This is a genomic window from Pseudalkalibacillus hwajinpoensis (genome assembly GCF_039851965.1).
Lineage (GTDB): Bacteria > Bacillota > Bacilli > Bacillales > Guptibacillaceae > Guptibacillus > Guptibacillus hwajinpoensis_E.
The window spans coordinates 2,270,824-2,289,163 of sequence record NZ_CP156674.1; the positions used below are offsets into that span (position 1 = coordinate 2,270,824).

Genomic DNA, 18,340 nt, shown 5'->3' on the forward strand with positions numbered 1-18,340 from the left:
CCGTTTACTTCGTTGGTGCACAATTCAAATCATAAAAACACATGGGTTCCACACACAGGAAATAAAGACTGACCCGGTTTATCAGGTCCACACTAGAAGGTAGAGTAAAAGAATCAAGCATTTTTATATTAGTAGACTTTGTTCCCCTTGATACACGTCCTGTACTTTTATAGCCTTTTACTGTCTTCTCTTGTGCTTATTGAAGCGTAAATGAAAAAGTCCGCCTGTAATGGCGGACTTTTTGCTGTGTGTTTGGTTAGATGCGTTTTGTAGAAATGGCTTCACGCATACGCTGAAGCGAACGCTGCGATTTTTCTTTTCGTGCAATCATGATATTCACATGGAGCGCATCAACAATACTCAATTGAGCAATTCTAGAGGCAAGTGCCTCTGACCGAAACTCAGTTTCTTGTGAAACAGTATAGAGAGGGATATCAACTTTTTTACTTAAAGGTGAGGTTGCTAGATTCGTGATGCCGATAATGGTGGCCCCGGTCTCTCTGGCGATATCTGCTACCCTCAAAATATCTTTATTTGTGCCTGAATGGGAGATAAGAACCGCTGTGTCATTCTTCGATAACTGCGAAGCTGACATCATTTGAAGGTGGGCATCACTATAAGCGGTTGTTCGTAGCCCCGTACGGATGAATTTATGCTGTGCATCCATCGCAATGATTCCTGATCCACCATTGCCATAGAATTCAATATGATCTGCCTGCATTAAAGCGTTAACAGCCTGAGCAATAGTCCTGTCATCAAGAATGTGTAATGTATCCTCAAGCGTGCGAATGTTAGAGCGAATCACTTTCTCCGCAACTTCCTTCGTTGAATCGGATTCTGATATGGTTTCATGAATATCCTGGATCGGATTTACAATTTCTGCTGCAAGTGCAATTTTCATCGCCTGAAATCCTTTAAAACCGATTCGCTTACAAAATCGAAAGACAGTAGCATCGGCTACATTAAGGTCTTCTGCAACCTGGTTAATCGTGCTGTGGATGATTTTATTAGAATGATCCAGAATGTAATCGGCAACCTGTCTTTCTTTTTCACTGAATTGTGAATAAGAAGAGCGGATTCTCGGAAGGCAGTGACGGGTTTCGTTGTGGGGCATGTTTATTCTCCTCTCTATCAACCCTGATTGTCTTATTGTAACCGATTACAAAGAATATGAAAATAGATTTCATGAAAGCGGTTGAAATGAAAAAAATTTAATGTATAATGACGTTGTAGGAAAAAATATTTCTTCCGGGCGAGGAGTTTTAATATGAATGTAGGATTAATTGGTCTTGGAAAAATGGGATACAACCTAGCTTTGAACTTACGGGAGCATGAACATAATGTAGTTGTGCATGATGCGAATGACAACCAGGTTCAGAAAATGAACGACGAAGGATTTAATGGAAAGCATTCTCTTAAAGAAGTGGTTGAAGCACTAGAAACACCACGAATTCTCTGGATGATGGTTCCTGCAGGAGACATAACAGAGGCCGTTACAACTGAATTGTCGGGCCTTCTTGAAAGCGGTGACATCGTAATTGACGGTGGGAATTCTCACTATAATGACTCCAAACGCAGAGCAGAGCAGCTATTAGAAAAGAAAATTTCTTTCTTTGACGTTGGAACCAGCGGTGGAAAATCCGGAGCGCGAAATGGAGCATGTACGATGATCGGCGGAGATGGGGCCGTATTTGAAACAATCGAACCGCTCTTTAAAGATATTTGCGTTGAAAACGGTTACCTGTATGCAGGTCCTTCTGGAAGCGGTCATTTCTTAAAAATGGTACATAATGGCGTGGAATATGGCATGATGCAATCCATTGCAGAAGGATTTGACCTTTTAAGCAAAAGTGAATACGACTTCGATTACGAGAAGGTAGCGCGCGTCTGGAACAATGGTTCTGTTATTCGTTCGTGGCTCATGGAGCTTACGGAGCAGGCGTTCTCAAAGGACGCTAACCTTGATGAAATTCGCGGTATTATGAATTCATCAGGAGAAGGAAAATGGACTGTAGAAACAGCACTGGATTTACAAACCGCTACCCCGGTCATTGCACTAGCGCTAATGATGCGCTACAGATCACTTGAGGATGATACATTTACTGGAAAAGTTGTCGCTGCGCTTCGAAATGAATTCGGCGGTCATGCAACAGAAAAAGCAAACTAAGGAGGAGATCTTATGTCAGGAAATATGTTAATTTTGATCGCGTTGCTTGCCATTTTTGCCCTTCTATTTCTCGTTATTCGTACAAAGCTGCACGCATTTGTAGCCTTACTACTTGTCAGTTTACTAGTTGGTATCGCTGCTGGTATGCCCCTTGAAGGTGTCATTGAATCGATTACAGCTGGTATGGGCGGTACACTAGGTTTCGTTGCAGTTGTTGTTGGACTTGGTGCTATGTTTGGTCAAATGCTTGAAGTATCAGGTGGGGCAGAGCGCCTTGCACAAACGCTCATTAAGAAATTCGGTGAGGACAGAGCACAATGGGCACTTGGTTTAACGGGTTTCATTGTTGCAATTCCTGTATTCTTCGATGTTGGCTTCATTATTCTCGTACCTCTGGTTTATAGCCTTGCAAAGAAAACAGGGAAATCACTTTTACACTATGCGATCCCGCTTCTTGCTGGTCTTGCTGTAACACACAGCTTTATTCCACCAACTCCAGGACCAATCGCGGTTGCTGATTTAATTGGTGCTGATCTTGGCTGGGTTATTCTATTCGGTTCACTTGCGGGTATTCCATCAATGATTATTGCAGGTCCGTGGTTTGGTCGCTATATCGGAAAGAAAATTCACGTTACAGTTCCTGACTATATGGAGCTTGAAAAGAAAGAGTATGACAAAGAGCTTCCTAGTTTTGCTCTTGTCACAAGTTTGATTCTTATCCCACTTGTTTTGATTCTGCTGAACACGCTTTCAGATGTCATTCTACCTGAAGGAAGCAATGTGAGAGCATTCTTATCATTCATGGGCCACCCGTTTGTTGCCCTAACAATCGCAACACTTCTTGCGTTCATTCTGCTTGGTACAATGCGGGGTTATACGAAGGAAGACGTTCAGGGGATTGCGAATAAAGCACTTGAACCTGCTGGTATTATTATTCTTGTAACTGGAGCCGGCGGTGTATTTAAGCAAGTTCTAATAGATTCAGGTGTTGGGGAAGTACTTGGAGATAAAATGGCGTCATCTGCACTACCTCCAATTCTACTGGCCTTCTTAATTGCTGCTGCAGTTCGTGTCGCGCAAGGTTCAGCAACTGTATCCATGGTTACCGCTGCAGGTCTTATGTCACCGTTAATCACAAGCATGAACATGGAAGGACCGGTACTCGGACTAATGGTTATCGCCATTGCAGCCGGTGCAACCGTTCTATCTCATGTTAACGATTCTGGTTTCTGGCTTGTGAACAGGTTCCTTGGTTTGAGTGAAAAAGATACCCTGAAATCGTGGACCATCATGGAAACGTTAATAGGGGTAGTCGGATTTATGGTTGTCTTTGTATTAAGTTTCTTTATCAGCTAAGCTAACGATAGAAAATGATGCGAACATCTTCATGGTGTTCGCTTCTTTCGCTCATAATATTAATAATGTTGGAGGAATGGCTCATGACTATGAACAAACGATTTATGATTGGTGTGGATATCGGTACGACAAGTACGAAAGCCGTTCTATATAAAGAGGATGGAAAACCAGTTTCAAAACACAATGTAGAGTATCCACTATATACGCCGACACCGGCAACTGCGGAGCAAAAACCTGAGGAAATTCTTCTGGCCGTCGTCGAGTCGATTCGAACGGTGATACAGGACAATCGTTTGAAAGCGGAACAGGTGAAATTCGTTTCTTTCAGCTCTGCCATGCACAGCTTGATCGCTGTTGATGAAGCAGGTAAACCCCTTACGAATTGCATCACCTGGGCAGATAACCGAAGTGCGAAGTGGGCAGAAAAAATTAAAAATGAGATGGATGGACATGAAATTTATCGTCGGACAGGTACACCAATTCATCCGATGTCACCACTCGCTAAGCTTGTCTGGTTGAAGAATGACGAAACTGAATTATTTACATCTGCTTCGAAATTCATTTCGATTAAGGAATATGTTTTCTATCGCTTTTTCCATGAATATGTTGTTGACTATTCTATTGCATCTGCAACAGGTTTGTTTAATCTCGAGCAGCTTGATTGGGATAAAGAGGCGCTTGAAATCGCTGGTGTATCGGCAGATCAGCTTTCAAAACCGGTTTCTACAACTCACGTGGTTGAAGGTTTAAAAGCCCCCTATATTGAAGAAACGGGACTAAATGCATCGACGAAATTTATTCTTGGTGCAAGTGACGGCGTTCTTTCAAATCTTGGTGTTAATGCGATTGAACCAGGTGTTGTGGCGGTAACGATTGGAACAAGTGGAGCGATAAGAGCCGTTACGGACCGCCCGGTAACAGATCCAAAAGGACGTATTTTCTGCTATGCACTTACGGAAGACAAATGGGTCATTGGTGGACCGGTTAACAACGGTGGTATCACATTCCGCTGGGTACGAGACCAGTTTGCTGCATCTGAAACAGAAACCGCCAAACGTCTTGGCATTGATACGTATGAAATCTTAACAAGAATTGCAGAACAGGTAAGTCCCGGTTCTGACGGACTAATTTTCCACCCTTACCTGGCTGGAGAACGTGCACCACTATGGAATGCTGACGCTAGAGGAAGCTTCTTCGGGCTTGCCATGCACCATAAAAAGGAGCATATGATACGCTCGGTCCTTGAAGGTGTCATTTACAATCTATACAGCGTATTACTTGCACTTGAAGAACTAATTGGTGTACCAAAGCAAATCAAAGCAACAGGTGGCTTTGCACGCTCAGCTCTCTGGCGTCAAATGATGGCAGATATCTTCAACCAGGAAGTAACCGTACCAGAAAGCTATGAAAGCTCTTGCCTCGGCGCCATCGTGCTTGGTATGGAAGCACTCGGCGAAATTGACTCCCTCAGTATCGTATCCGATCTCGTAGGGGACACATTCAGCCATCAACCAAACAAAGAAAACGTCCAAATCTATTCCGAACTACTACCAATTTACATTAGAATTTCACGAAAACTAAACGATGAATACACAGCAATAGCAAACTTTCAAAACAAAATGCTGGGATAACTAAAAAGCGGAAGTGCCCCGTTAAGACCCGTCAGGCACTGGAGCCTTACAAAATGAACACGTACTATGTGTTCAGATTGAAAGGTGAAGTGACCGAGGGTCTGGGGCACTGGAGCTGGCCAAGGAAAGAGGCAGAGTCTCCCGTTAAGACCCGCCAGGCACTGGATCCTTCCGCTCTAACCCCCCAACCAACAAAAAAAGACAGCCCTCGAGAGGCTGTCTTTTACTATAAATTAATGCTTAATCGCTTCTTTTAAAATAACCGTAGCTTGATCTAACTCTACATCTTTCGTTAGAACAATTTCACTTATGAGAAACTGCTGGGCATTTTCCAGTAGTTTTTTATCGTCAGTACCTAGAGGTCTTTTCTTGTTAAGGGCAACGAGCTCACGGATTACTTCCACATGATTGTGGATGTCTCCAGTTTTAAGCTTGTTCATATTATCCCGATAACGCTGGTTTCTATTTGCACTGGGCTCTTCAACTTCAACATCTTCACCAAATGAAGTTAGGACTTCATCCATCGTGCTTACATCCGACACTTCACGGATCTTCAAGTTTTCCGTTTTACCTTTTGGAATCATAACCTGTATGTCTCGAAAAGGCATATTAAGAATATAGTAGAGCTGTGTTTCGCCCAGTATTTCTTTTTCCTCGATTGCTTCGACTATACCTGCACCGTACATGGGATAAAAAATTTTATCGCCTACCTCAAACAAGCGCCCACCCCCAAATTTATAAATTATAGCACATCTCCTATTATAACATAAACACTTAATTTGTACGAATTAAAGATTTTTTTATCCGATTCCATATGTTTGATTGTTTGAGTCATACTCGATTACAATAAAAGACAAATAGGGATACGATCGGGAATGGAGGCGTTTACAAAATGAAGATAGGAATGATTAGTTTCTGGCATGTTCATGCAAAAGATTATGCAAGAGAAGCAGAACGGCACTCTGATACAACGATCGCAGCAATCTGGGACGAGGACGAGGAAAGAGGTAGAAGAGAGGCGCAGAATCGACAGGCTGAGTACATAGGTGATCTCGATGACCTGCTTTCGAGAAAAGATATTAATGCTGTTGTCATTGATACACCGACGAATGTTCATAGGGACATTATCATTAAAGCTGCCAAAGCAGGAAAGCACATCTTTACTGAAAAAGTATTAGCAGCGACAGAGAAGGAAGCACTTGAAATCCTTGAAGTAGTTAAACAGGCTGATGTGAAGCTGTTTGTTTCACTTCCGCGCGTTTATGATGACTATACAGAAGCGATCCTGGATCTAATTAAATCGGGTGAACTCGGTGAGGTCACTCAGACACGTGTACGCCTTGCACATGATGGAGCTACCGCTGATTGGCTCCCTGCCCATTTCTATAATAAGGAGGAGTGTCAGGGAGGAGCGCTCATTGATCTCGGATGTCATCCAGTTTATTTAACAAGAATGTTTCAGGGGATGCCCGATACTGTAAGCGCTCAGTTTGGCTATATCACTGGAAAATCTGTTGAGGATCAGGCGGTAGTCACATACGGTTATAAGAACGGAGCGTATGGCATAGCAGAAACCGGATTTGTTAATGCGCACTCACCCTTCACAATTGAAGTGCACGGCACAAAAGGATCTGTTTGTTTTGGAACACCTGAGCAAGTGCTTCTAAAGAAAGTTAGTGCTAAATGGGAAGAGGTCGAACTACCAGCGGATCGTCCTTCGCCTTTTAAACAGTGGGTGGATCATATTCAAAACGATAAAGGCACAGATGAAAACATTGCGCTTGCACTCGACCTGACAGTGCTAATGGAATCCGCTTATAAGGCGGAAGCACAAAAGCGTGAAATTCAAATTGGCGAGCGATAGGTAATCTTACATTTGACGGAAGATAATGTGTTACACTAACCTCGACTAATGATAATTGAGGTGTCTTATGAATACGTTCTTACAATACAATCCAACTCGACTTTATTTCGGAAAAGGACAGGTTGAAAAGCTAACTGGCGAAATTAAAACTGGTGCTAAAGTTCTCCTCGTGTATGGTGGCGGAAGCATTAAACGAAACGGTGTGTATGATGCCGTCATCGCAGAGCTTGAGAAAGTGAATGCCGAAGTTTTTGAACTATCGGGCGTTGAGCCGAACCCTCGTCTAACAACTGTTGAGAAAGGATCAGCTATCTGTAAAAGAGAGGGCATTGATTTTCTATTAGCAGTTGGGGGTGGTAGTGTTATTGACTGCACAAAAGCCATTGCGGCTAGTGCGCATTATGAGGGGCCAGCATGGGACTTGATTACACAGAAAGAACCGATTGAATCGGCCCTTCCTTTTGGAACAGTCCTTACCCTTGCGGCAACAGGTTCTGAGATGAACTCTGTATCGGTGATTACAAACTGGGAAACGAAAGAGAAGCTGGGCTGGGGGTCACCGCATGTGTTCCCAACGTTTTCTGTATTGGATCCAACGTATACATTCTCTGTACCGAAAGATCAAACGGTTTATGGGATTGTGGACAGCATGTCACACGCCCTTGAGCATTATTTCCATCGCACGAGCAACACCCCGATGATTGATGGCTTTATTGAGTCACTTTTACGAACTGCCATTGCGACAGGAACAAAGCTAGTCGCTAACCTGGAATCATATGAGTATCGTGAAACGATGATGTATATTAGTACAACAGCTTTTAACGGTACATTAAGTAATGGAACAGACGGCGGCGACTGGGCGACGCATCGCATTGAGCATGCAGTTTCAGCGGTTTATGATATCCCACACGGTGGAGGATTAGCGATTCTTTTCCCGAACTGGCTTGAACATGTGTTAGAAGAAGATTCGTCTCGGGTGAAGCAGCTTGCGGTAAATGTTTTTGGTATTTCACCTGAAGGTAAAAGTGATCATGACATTGCGGTAGAGGGTGCTAGAGCCCTGCGCGATTTCTGGAACTCACTTGGTGCACCATCCCGTCTTCTGGATTACGGGATTGATGAAGCTGAATTCGAGGCAATGATTGAGAAAACGTTCATTAAACCTGGTGTTGGAACATACAAAGAGCTTGATCGTGAAAGTGTAAGGGATATTTTAAAACGTTCCTTATAAAGAAACAGCATGGCAAATTGCCATGCTGTTTCTTTCTATTCTTCACAAATTGAAATATGCTTAAAAGCCGCTACGTCAAACAGCCCTAGGTCTGTCAGTTTAAGTTCAGGTATGACAGGAAGACTTAAAAAGGAGAGCGTTAAAAATGGATTGAAGTCAGTAGGAGCTCCGATTTTTCTCAGTGCTGCGTCCAGCTCTTCTAGCTCTTTATTCACAGAGTGATAGTCCTGATCAGAAAGCAATCCTGCTATTGGAAGCGGCAGTTTTCCGATAATGTTCTCATTCTGAATAACAACAAGACCACCATGCATCTCTTGAATCGCTTCAGCCGCTTTGATCATATCAGCGTCATTTGTCCCCGCAATAAGCAGGTTGTGTGAATCGTGACCAACTGTCGATGCAATAGCACCTTTTTTAAATTGGAATCCTTTTACGATGCCAAGTCCAATGTTGCCTGTATGATGGTGACGCTCGATAACTGCGAGCTTCATCAGATCCTGTTGTGGAGAGGGGATAAAGCATTCGTTCTCGTCTTGATCGACGTTAATCACCAGTTTTTTCGTTAAAATTTGATTTGGCACAATCTCGATGACATGTGCTTTCCCTTTTCCAACATTGAGCTTCAAGTGCTCAAGCGTTAGTTCCGGGATATGAACTGAATCCAGGATGGATTCTGGCGGTCTCGTTTTTGGAATCTCTTCTAATGAGCCATTATCCGCTATGAGCTCACCGGCTCTATATACCTGGGAAACAGAGAAAGAAGCCAGGTCATCAAGTATTAGAAAGTCAGCCTCCAAACCAGGTGCAATCGCTCCCTTTGTTTTAAGGCCATAGCACTCAGCCGCATTGAGAGTAGCCATCTGAATTGCTAGAAGGGGGTCCATTCCCTGTTGAATCGCTAAACGAATATTATGATCGACGCTTCCTTCATTGATCAAATCATCCAGATGTTTATCGTCTGTACAGAACATAAACCGTCTTGCATTCTTTTCTGTTACTGCTGGTGTAAGTTGCTTTAGATTTTTGGCAACCGAACCCTCTCGAATTAGCACGTACATTCCTCTTCTTATGCGATCTAACGCTTCATCAGCTGTCATACACTCATGGTCTGTCCTAATTCCTGCAGATTTATAAGTGTTTATTGCACCCGAATCAAGTCCGGCAGCATGGCCATCAATTATCTTTCCCTTCCCCAGGGCATCCAGGAGCTTCTCTATCATAGCTGGAGACGTACTAGCGACAGATGGGAAGTCCATTACTTCAGCGAGGCCAAGCACGCGATGGTGGTCGTAGAGCGGCTTGAGGTCTGAAGCAGAAAGCGTAGCTCCTGAATTTTCAAAAGCGGTAGATGGAACACTGGACGGTAGCATGAAAAAGATATCCATTGGGACGTTTTCAGAATCCTCAATCATATAGGTAATCCCTTCCACTCCAGAAACATTGCCTATTTCATGTGGGTCGGTCACAACAGCGGTTACACCACGGGGGAGCACAGCTTTAGCAAATTCTGAGGGCGTTACCATCGCCGACTCGATATGAACATGGGCATCAATAAGAGAGGGTGTGACGTATTTTCCTTTTGCGTCGATCACCCTTTCACCTTCAAACGATCCGATACCGGCAAATACACCATCTACAATCGCGATGTCTTCTTTGATCACCTCAAGGTTATACACATCGACAATGAGGGCATTTGTGATGACAAGATCAGCTTTCCGTTTACCTCCAGCAACCTTGACTCTGTTAATAAATTCATCCATATTTTTTCTCCTCTCGATCTAGACAAGTAAAGCAAAATTGTCTGACAGAGGATGACATATTCACTTCATAATCCCAGAACTGTCATCGTAGTCAAACCAATTGAGGTAGTTTGGTAGAAACGTTTGGACCATATCTCCAAAACTATACGAACCTAGTACAGATATTATTAGCGTATTTTATAGATGTCTTCCTTGTACGTCAATAGCATATACGATCTACAGAAAAAAATACTTTCACAAGAATATTGATAAATGAAGCGATTACAAGTAAACTACAAGTAAGCAGAATTAAATAGCATAAGGGAAAGCGCTTTTTTTATCGAGAATTGAGCAAACGGTTGCACTTGTTAACTAACTAATAAATGAGGGTGTAAAGACATGAATAAAATATGGTGGAAAGAAGCAGTAGGCTATCAAATATATCCCCGCAGTTTTCAGGACTCCAATGATGATGGAGTAGGTGATTTACAGGGAATCGTTCAGCGCCTTGATTATATTAAGGATCTTGGTATCGATGTGATTTGGATTTGCCCAATGTATAAATCTCCCAATGATGATAATGGGTATGACATTTCAGATTACCAGGATATAATGGAAGACTTTGGTACGATGAAGGATTTCGACATGCTTCTTGACGAAGTTCATAAACGTGATATGAAATTAATTATTGATCTTGTTCTTAATCATACGAGTGATGAGCATCAGTGGTTTATCGAATCGCGGTCCTCGAAGGAAGATCCGAAGCGTGATTGGTATATCTGGCGTGATGGCAAAGAGGGTCATGAGCCTAACAACTGGGAGAGTATTTTTGGTGGTTCGGCATGGGAGTATGATCAACGCACAGATCAATATTATCTCCACGTCTTTTCAACAAAACAGCCTGACGTGAATTGGGAAAATCCTGACGTCCGTGATGCACTGTATGACACAGTGAACTGGTGGCTTGATAAAGGCATTGATGGTTTCCGTATTGATGCAATCAGTCATATTAAGAAGCGACCTGGTTTTCCAGACATGCCAAATCCGAGTGAAAAGACGTATGTGTCTTCTTTTGACATGCACATGAATCAAAAAGGCATTCAGGAGTTTCTTCAGGAATTTAAAGATCGTACCTATGCAAATTACGATGTAATGACGGTTGGAGAAGCGAATGGGGTTAGTATCGATGAAGCTGATCAATGGGTCGACGAAAAAGATGGAAAAATGGATATGATTTTTCAATTCGAACACCTTGGCCTCTGGGATGTGGAGAAAAACCCTGATCTCGATATTGTTTCACTGAAAAAGGTGTTAACTCGCTGGCAGAAAGGGCTCGAAAATAAAGGCTGGAATGCGTTATTTGTTGAGAACCATGATAAACCACGTGTTGTATCGACCTGGGGAAATGATAAAGAATACTGGAGAGAGAGCGCAACTGCAATGGGTGCAATGTATTTCTTAATGCAGGGCACGCCTTTCATTTATCAGGGCCAGGAAATCGGGATGACGAACGTTCAATTTCCTTCCATAGAAGACTATGATGACGTAGCAGATAAGAATCGCTATCGTATCCAGCGCGCTGAAGGGGTGTCTCATGATGAGATCATGAAAGTGATCTGGGCATCATCACGAGATAACAGCAGAACTCCGATGCAGTGGAATGACGATACAAATGCAGGCTTTACAGCTGGAAAACCATGGATTAAGGTCAATCCAAATTATGTAGAAATTAATGTAGAAAAGCAGAAGCAAGATGAGGAATCTATTCTATCTTTCTACAAGAAAATGATTGAGCTTAAGAAAGCGAATTTAGTATTTACTTATGGTAGCTATGATTTATTGTTAGAAGATGATGCGCAAATCTATGCGTACACAAGAACAACAGAAGAAGATGGTGTGCTGGTGATGACGAATCTATCAACAGAACCCGCTGTTTTTAAATCAGAATTCATTCTAAATGATGAACAGCTCCTTCTAAGCAACTACACGGTAAAAGAAAATGCTCAGAATTCTGTTGAGTTAAAGCCATATGAAGCGAGAGTTTATCGAATTAAGCGCGCTTAATCTAGAAGCAGCCGGATATTTCTGGCTGCTTCTTCTTTAAGCATTATTGGTTACGCTTACAAATCAATAAGATATTTACATAAAATGTCGAATAAAAACACAATGAAAAGAATAGATTTATTGAAAAATTTACCGTATAGTGGTGATTAGTGGGAGATATGTCCTGATTACATTCTCTTATATACTAGTTTCATTTGGAGGGTAAAAAATGAAAAAGGTAATCATAGCACTATTTTCAGTGGTAGCAATGTTTATGTTTATGGGCACAGGAACGTTCGCTGCTGAAAACAATAACGAAGAGATTTTACATAAAATTGAAGAGACAAACGTTAAGATTGAAGAAGAGATTCTAGCCGCACAGGTTAAAGGAGATGAACTCGTTGCCAAACTTTCTCTTGAAACAACTAAATTGGAAGCAAATCTAGAAGCTGCTCATCGGAATGGAAAGTCCGGAGAAGAATTGGCGAAGCTTGAAAAAGAAGTGAAAACAAAAAAAGCTGCACTAACGGCTAAATACAACGAAGAGCTTGATAAGTTGATCGGTGACCTTATCGGGAAAACAAACAAAATAACGGCTGATATGATTAAAGAAGCTGCTAAAGAAGGAATACAGGCAGAGTGCTCATGGGTTTATGTGCAAATTGCCGATCGATGGGTATGGGTTGATCCTATTAAAATAATTGGACCATGATAATTTAAAGTGTACCAAGTTTTCTGGTGCACTTTTTTTAAATACCCAAAGTACTATATAATAAATATATTTATGTTTCCTCATTCAAGGGGGGTAAGTTGTGAAAGGATTCAACGTAGGTAGAAAGAATAGTTATCTTGAAAATGTAAAACAGGAGTCAGCAGCATTAAGCTTGTTAGCGAGAGGTTCAGGACTTGAGTTTATGAAACATTCGATCTATAAAGGTACTGCTTTCTACATTTATCCTGGGAAAAATCCTGACGCATTTGAGTTTTTTTATATACTTAAGGGTGAAATAAAATGTGAGGATCCTGAATTAGTTCTTGGTCTAGGGGATTACTTTACAGTGAAAAATATCCCAGAACTAATATTTTTTCAAGCGGCAGAAGATACAGAAATGTTATGGGTAATTAATGAACCTACTTTTAGATTAATAAGTGAAGATGTTTATAAACTTATAGAGAAAGTAAGAAGTGTTGGTGAAAAAGACCAATATACAAAAGAACATAGTGAACGTGTGCAAAGCATGAGCATAAAAATCGGGAAAAGAATAAATCTTTCCGCTGAAGATATAGATAATCTGATTGTTGCATCAATCCTCCACGATGTTGGCAAAATCAACGTCCCCGAAGAAATTTTAAACAAACCAGAAAGTCTGTCAGATGAGGAATATGAAGTCGTAAAGAAACATCCTTCTGATGGGGCAGAGATGGTTAAGGATACATATTTTTCGAATATTAGCAAAATCATTCTCCAGCACCATGAACGGCTAAATGGCTCTGGATACCCTGAAGGTTTGAAGGGGGATGACATCACGATTGGTGCTAAAATCATAGGGGTGAGTGACTCCTTCGATGCGATGACAGACGACCGTTCCTATCGAAAAGCCTACACTGTGGAATACGCGATGAGTGAGTTGAAGCGTCTTTCAGGTGTTTTATATGAACCAGAAGTTGTTGAAGCACTCGAGCAAGTGTTAATTGAAGATGGTGTTATAACATAGTTTTGAAGCGGAAGATGGACTAACATCTTCTTTTTTTTTTGCAAATGTTTCACGTGTAACATTGAAGCTGATATGATAGAACAAAGAAATGAGACGAAACTTGAGGAGATTGGTAACATGGCTAAACAGTTAATTCTTGCGGAAAAGCCTTCCGTAGGACGGGATATTGCAAGAGTATTAAATTGTACAAAAGGCGGAAATGGTTTTCTTGAAGGTGATCGTTACATCGTGACATGGGCACTTGGGCACCTTGTTACACTTGCGGATCCAGAGGTTTATGATGAAGCGTATAAAACGTGGAAGCTTGAAGATTTGCCGATGCTTCCTGCGCCACTTAAGCTTGTTGTTATTAAAAGAAGTGGAAAGCAGTTTAGCGTAGTGAAAACCCAAATGAACCGAAATGACGTTAGTGAGATTATTATCGCAACAGATGCAGGACGTGAAGGAGAGTTAGTAGCACGGTGGATTATTGAGAAAGCCCGTGTGAATAAACCGCTCAAGCGACTGTGGATTTCATCTGTAACGGATAAAGCAATCCGTGAAGGATTCAAACAATTAAGGGATGCGTCACAATATAAGAATTTGTATCAAGCGGCAGCTGCTAGATCAGAGGCAGATTGGTATGTTGGATTAAATGCGACACGCGCGTTAACGACCAAATACAATGCACAGCTATCCAGTGGAAGGGTGCAAACCCCCACACTCTCTATGATTGCGAAGCGTGAAGAGGAAATTAAAAACTTTGTACCAGAGCGTTATTATGGACTTGCAGCGGTTGTGGATGGATTTACATTGAAATGGCGCGATCCGAAAACGAATGATTCCCGTGTATTTGATCGGGAGAGAATGGATAATGCCATCAAGAAACTTTCAGGCAAACCTGCGAAAGTGGCAGATGTTAAGAAAGCAAGAAAGAAAACTTTTTCACCAGGTCTGTATGATTTAACAGAGCTACAAAGAGATGCTCATAAACGATTTGGCTTCTCGGCTAAAGAAACTCTTTCAGCAACGCAAAGGTTGTACGAGCAGCATAAGCTGGTTACCTATCCGAGAACCGATTCACGCCATCTTTCTTCAGACATGGAAGATACATTGAAAGAACGATTGGAAGCAGTAGCTCCATACGAAAAAACGGCTAGAAAAGCGCTTGGTAAACCGATTCAGACGGGCAAACACGTAATCGATGATCGCAAAGTGTCAGATCATCATGCGATAATTCCTACTGAACAAACTCCAGTTATTCGTGAGTTGAGCGATAAAGACCGTAAAGTATATGACCTAATTGTGAAGAGGTTCATTGCTGCTCTTTATCCTCCTTTTGAGTACGAGCAGGTGACGGTTACGGCGACGATTGGTGAAGAACGTTTTGATGCAAAAGGGAAACGAGTGCTTGCATCAGGTTGGAAAGAAGTTTACCAAACTCAAGAAGATGATGAGATTCTCCCTGAGCTCCAACATGGGCAGGAGCTTCGCGTCTTGTCACTAACGAGAACAGAAGGAAAAACGAATCCACCTTCTCGTTTCAATGAAGGAACCCTTTTATCTGCAATGGAGAATCCAGGACAGTTCCTCAGTGGTCATGATCGAAAGCTTGCCAAAACGTTAGGCGAAACTGGCGGTCTGGGTACCGTGGCCACGCGGGCGGATATTATTGAGAAGCTTTTCAATAGCTTTTTAATTGAAAAGAACGGAAAGGATCTTTCGATTACATCCAAAGGAAAGCAACTTCTTGAACTTGTCCCTGATGAGCTTCAGTCTCCAGCTTTAACCGCAGAGTGGGAACAGAAACTTGAAGCAATCGGAAAAGGGTCTCTATCGAAGCAAGCTTTTATTGAAGAAATGAAGAACTATGCCGATGAAACAGTTAAGAAGATTAAGTCCAGTACAAAAAAATACAAGCATGATAATGTGACAGGGACGAAATGTCCTGACTGCGGAAATTTAATGCTCGAAGTGAAAAATAAAAAAGGAAAGATGCTCGTTTGTCAGGATCGTGAATGTGGTTATCGTAAAGGAAAGAGCAAAGTAACCAATGCGAGATGTCCGAAGTGCAAGAAAAAGCTTGACCTTCACGGACAAGGTGACGCGCAAACCTTTATTTGTAAGTGTGGTCATCGTGAGAAACTATCATCTTTTAATGAAAGACGCAAAAAGGAAAAGAACACGAAAGCATCGAAGCGAGATGTTTCGAGTTACATGAAAAACCAGGGGAAGGAAGAACCGGTTAATACAGCTTTTGCCGATGCACTCGCAAAATTAAAACTTGATCAAGATAATTAACGGGTGAAGCAGGGAAACCTGCTTCTCTTTTACATAGTCGCTCTTTAACACTTCTGTCATAGAAAAATAATTAAAGGGTATAATGGATTAGCTGTTATTGAATTCGGGTATCAACCTTTTTTATAACAGTGCTTTCGAAATAGAAAAGCGAAATGAGCGCTAATCTTTGCTAGTTTGGGGTTCAACCATGTAGAATAACGGCATATCAAACACACTCAAGTGATTACTTTATGAAGAGAAAAGTGTAAACTCATTTAAATGAGGTTCTTTTTTACTAATATCTACAATTGTGAGCATATTTTCAAACATTTCTGTTCAATTCGATTATAGTGAAACAATAACTAACCGATTATTAAAATAAGAGTTATCCGTTTCATAGAAGGAGGCTGTCCATGGTCGATTCGATCTTATTTAATATCATGCTTGTTGGTGCCCTTGGCATCTTTTCGCAGTGGATTGCCTGGCGCTTTCACTTCCCTGCCATTGTAGTTATGTCCATTATCGGACTAATCGTTGGCCCGATATTTGGCTTGCTTCATCCTGAAGAGGTGTTTGGTGATTTATTTGATCCATTTGTATCAATTGCTGTAGCCATTATTCTCTTTGAAGGAAGTTTAAATCTTGATTTTCGTGAAATTAAAGGACTTGGCAGACCGGTTGGAAGAATTGTAACAGCGGGAGCCTTTCTAGCTTGGCTACTTGGCTCATTATCCGCTCATTATGTCGCTGGCCTTTCATGGGGCGTTGCCTTTGTAATTGGTGGATTATTTATTGTAACAGGACCAACGGTTATTTTGCCGCTTTTACGACAGGCTAAGCTCAAACCAAGACCTGCTAAAATCCTAAAGTGGGAAGGAATTATTGTTGACCCGCTTGGTGCACTTTTGGCCGTCTTTGCATTTGAAATTATTAAATTTCTAAAAGTCGAAGAAGCAACACTGACTGTTCTTCTAACCTTTTTCCTTGGTTCGCTTTTTGCAACGCTTCTTGGATTCCTATGTGGACGTGGCGTTGGCTGGATGTTCGAGAAAGGGTATGTCCCTGAATTCTTGAAATCACCAGTTGTGTTTGCGGTCGTTATTCTTTGTTTTGCACTCTCTGACGAAATCACTCACGAAACTGGGTTGTTAGCCGTAACTGCAATGGGAATTACGCTTGCGAACATGCATATATCATCAATTGATGATATGAGGCATTTCAAAGAGAATATTTCTGTATTGCTTATTTCGACCATATTTATTATGCTAACAGCTTCACTTTCGGTTGATACGTTGCTTGAAATCTTCCACTGGCAAATTCTTGCGTTCGTTCTGCTGATGCTTTTAGTAGTTAGACCTCTATCGATCTGGTTATCAACAATTGGAACTGATTTATCCTGGCAGGAAAAGATGCTAGTAGGATGGATTGCACCACGAGGAATTGTAGCGTTAACGGTAGCAAGTTACTTTGCCAGTGTATTGATTGATGCCGGATTTGATGATGCAAAGATTCTTATGTCGCTGACGTTCGCACTTGTTTTCGCAACAGTAGTGGTTCATGGATTCTCCATTCGCTGGACAGCAGAAAAGCTTAACCTTGCGAGCGATGGGCAACCGGGTGTTCTAATTGTTGGGGGGAGTACGTTCTCTACCGCACTTTCCAAAACGCTAAAAGAACTCAAGATTCCGGTATTAATAACGGATTCTTCATGGCAGAGACTGCTAACTACAAGAAAAGCAGGAGTTCCGTTTTATAGAGGGGAAATATTGTCTGAGCAAACGGAATACCGTTTGGATCTTACACCTTATGAGTATATGATTGCGGCAACCGAGCTTGATTCGTACAATGCACTTGTATGTACAACATTTGTTCCTGAAATAGGACGTAATAACCTCTTCCAACTTAGCCTACGAAACGACCGAGGCGATGACCTTGAAGAGCTTGTCCATACAATCGGTGGACGTATCGCATTTAAGGAAGGAGCCACATGGGAAAGTCTTAATCGAAAGGTTGAGAGTGGCTATGTCTTTAGGAAGACAAACATTACTCAGCAATACAGGTATGATAAGTATCTTGAAGAACGAGATGACGAGACGATCATGCTTTTTGTTAAGAAACCTTCTGGAGCACTTGAGTTCTTTGCACATGATTCACAGACCAAAGCCGAGGCAGGCGATGTTATTGTTAGCTTGATGCCACCGAGTAAAGAGTTTAACCGTATTCGTGAAAAACTAGAGAAACAGCGCAATGACGAGAAGACTGAAAATGTGAAATAAAAGATAAGGGATCAGACATGTCACTTGTGACATGTCTGATCCCTCTTTAGTTACTCATT

General features: G+C 41.8%; 13 protein-coding genes and 1 riboswitch. Of the genes, 10 read left to right on the forward strand and 3 right to left on the reverse strand.

Annotation, left to right across the window (positions count from 1 at the left end):
* Nucleotides 1–256: 256 nt before the first annotated feature.
* Entirely contained in the window at nt 257–1,114 is an 858-nt protein-coding gene (locus tag ABFG93_RS11950; RefSeq protein WP_347548260.1) for a MurR/RpiR family transcriptional regulator, read from the reverse strand.
* Nucleotides 1,115–1,267: 153 nt separating this feature from the next.
* On the opposite strand from ABFG93_RS11950, the gene gnd reads away from it, so the two are divergent.
* From gnd to gntK, 3 genes are all read left to right on the forward strand, one after another.
* A complete protein-coding gene (gnd, locus tag ABFG93_RS11955; protein WP_347548261.1) occupies nt 1,268–2,167 on the forward strand; it encodes a phosphogluconate dehydrogenase (NAD(+)-dependent, decarboxylating) in 900 nt (299 codons plus the stop codon).
* A 12-nt stretch (nt 2,168–2,179) separates the two neighbouring features.
* Nucleotides 2,180–3,523, forward strand: coding sequence for a GntP family permease (locus ABFG93_RS11960; RefSeq protein WP_347548262.1), 1,344 nt, complete (start codon nt 2,180–2,182; stop codon nt 3,521–3,523).
* An 89-nt stretch (nt 3,524–3,612) separates the two neighbouring features.
* Entirely contained in the window at nt 3,613–5,154 is a 1,542-nt protein-coding gene (gene gntK / locus ABFG93_RS11965) for a gluconokinase (RefSeq protein ID WP_347552823.1), read from the forward strand.
* Nucleotides 5,155–5,387: 233 nt separating this feature from the next.
* Here gntK and ABFG93_RS11970 read toward each other — a convergent pair whose 3' ends face one another.
* Nucleotides 5,388–5,873, reverse strand: a complete 486-nt coding sequence (locus ABFG93_RS11970; protein WP_347548263.1) for a CarD family transcriptional regulator — start codon at nt 5,871–5,873, stop codon at nt 5,388–5,390.
* A 173-nt stretch (nt 5,874–6,046) separates the two neighbouring features.
* Between ABFG93_RS11970 and ABFG93_RS11975 the strand changes: the two genes are divergently transcribed.
* Entirely contained in the window at nt 6,047–7,018 is a 972-nt protein-coding gene (locus ABFG93_RS11975; RefSeq protein ID WP_347548264.1) for a Gfo/Idh/MocA family protein, read from the forward strand.
* Nucleotides 7,019–7,085: 67 nt separating this feature from the next.
* Nucleotides 7,086–8,249: an iron-containing alcohol dehydrogenase gene (locus tag ABFG93_RS11980; RefSeq protein ID WP_347548265.1), complete on the forward strand. Its 1,164-nt coding sequence runs from the start codon at nt 7,086–7,088 to the stop codon at nt 8,247–8,249.
* Between the two features lie 35 nt (nt 8,250–8,284).
* On the opposite strand, the gene ade is transcribed toward ABFG93_RS11980, so the two are convergent.
* Entirely contained in the window at nt 8,285–10,009 is a 1,725-nt protein-coding gene (ade, locus tag ABFG93_RS11985) for an adenine deaminase (protein ID WP_347548266.1), read from the reverse strand.
* A gap of 68 nt (nt 10,010–10,077) precedes the next feature.
* Nucleotides 10,078–10,179: riboswitch (purine riboswitch) on the reverse strand.
* Between the two features lie 208 nt (nt 10,180–10,387).
* On the opposite strand from ade, the gene ABFG93_RS11990 reads away from it, so the two are divergent.
* The 5 genes from ABFG93_RS11990 (at nt 10,388) to ABFG93_RS12010 (ending at nt 18,281) form a co-directional block, all read left to right on the forward strand.
* Nucleotides 10,388–12,052, forward strand: a complete 1,665-nt coding sequence (locus ABFG93_RS11990; RefSeq protein ID WP_347548267.1) for a glycoside hydrolase family 13 protein — start codon at nt 10,388–10,390, stop codon at nt 12,050–12,052.
* Between the two features lie 208 nt (nt 12,053–12,260).
* Nucleotides 12,261–12,743 (forward strand): hypothetical protein, encoded by a 483-nt coding sequence (locus ABFG93_RS11995; protein ID WP_347548268.1) that lies wholly within the window; start codon nt 12,261–12,263, stop codon nt 12,741–12,743.
* Nucleotides 12,744–12,843: 100 nt separating this feature from the next.
* Entirely contained in the window at nt 12,844–13,746 is a 903-nt protein-coding gene (locus ABFG93_RS12000; RefSeq protein WP_347548269.1) for an HD-GYP domain-containing protein, read from the forward strand.
* 117 nt (nt 13,747–13,863) lie between these two features.
* Nucleotides 13,864–16,026 carry a DNA topoisomerase III gene (locus ABFG93_RS12005; protein ID WP_347548270.1) on the forward strand — a complete coding sequence of 721 codons (2,163 nt, stop codon included), beginning with the start codon at nt 13,864–13,866 and terminating at the stop codon, nt 16,024–16,026.
* Between the two features lie 392 nt (nt 16,027–16,418).
* Nucleotides 16,419–18,281, forward strand: coding sequence for a cation:proton antiporter (locus ABFG93_RS12010; protein ID WP_347548271.1), 1,863 nt, complete (start codon nt 16,419–16,421; stop codon nt 18,279–18,281).
* Nucleotides 18,282–18,340: the final 59 nt, after the last annotated feature.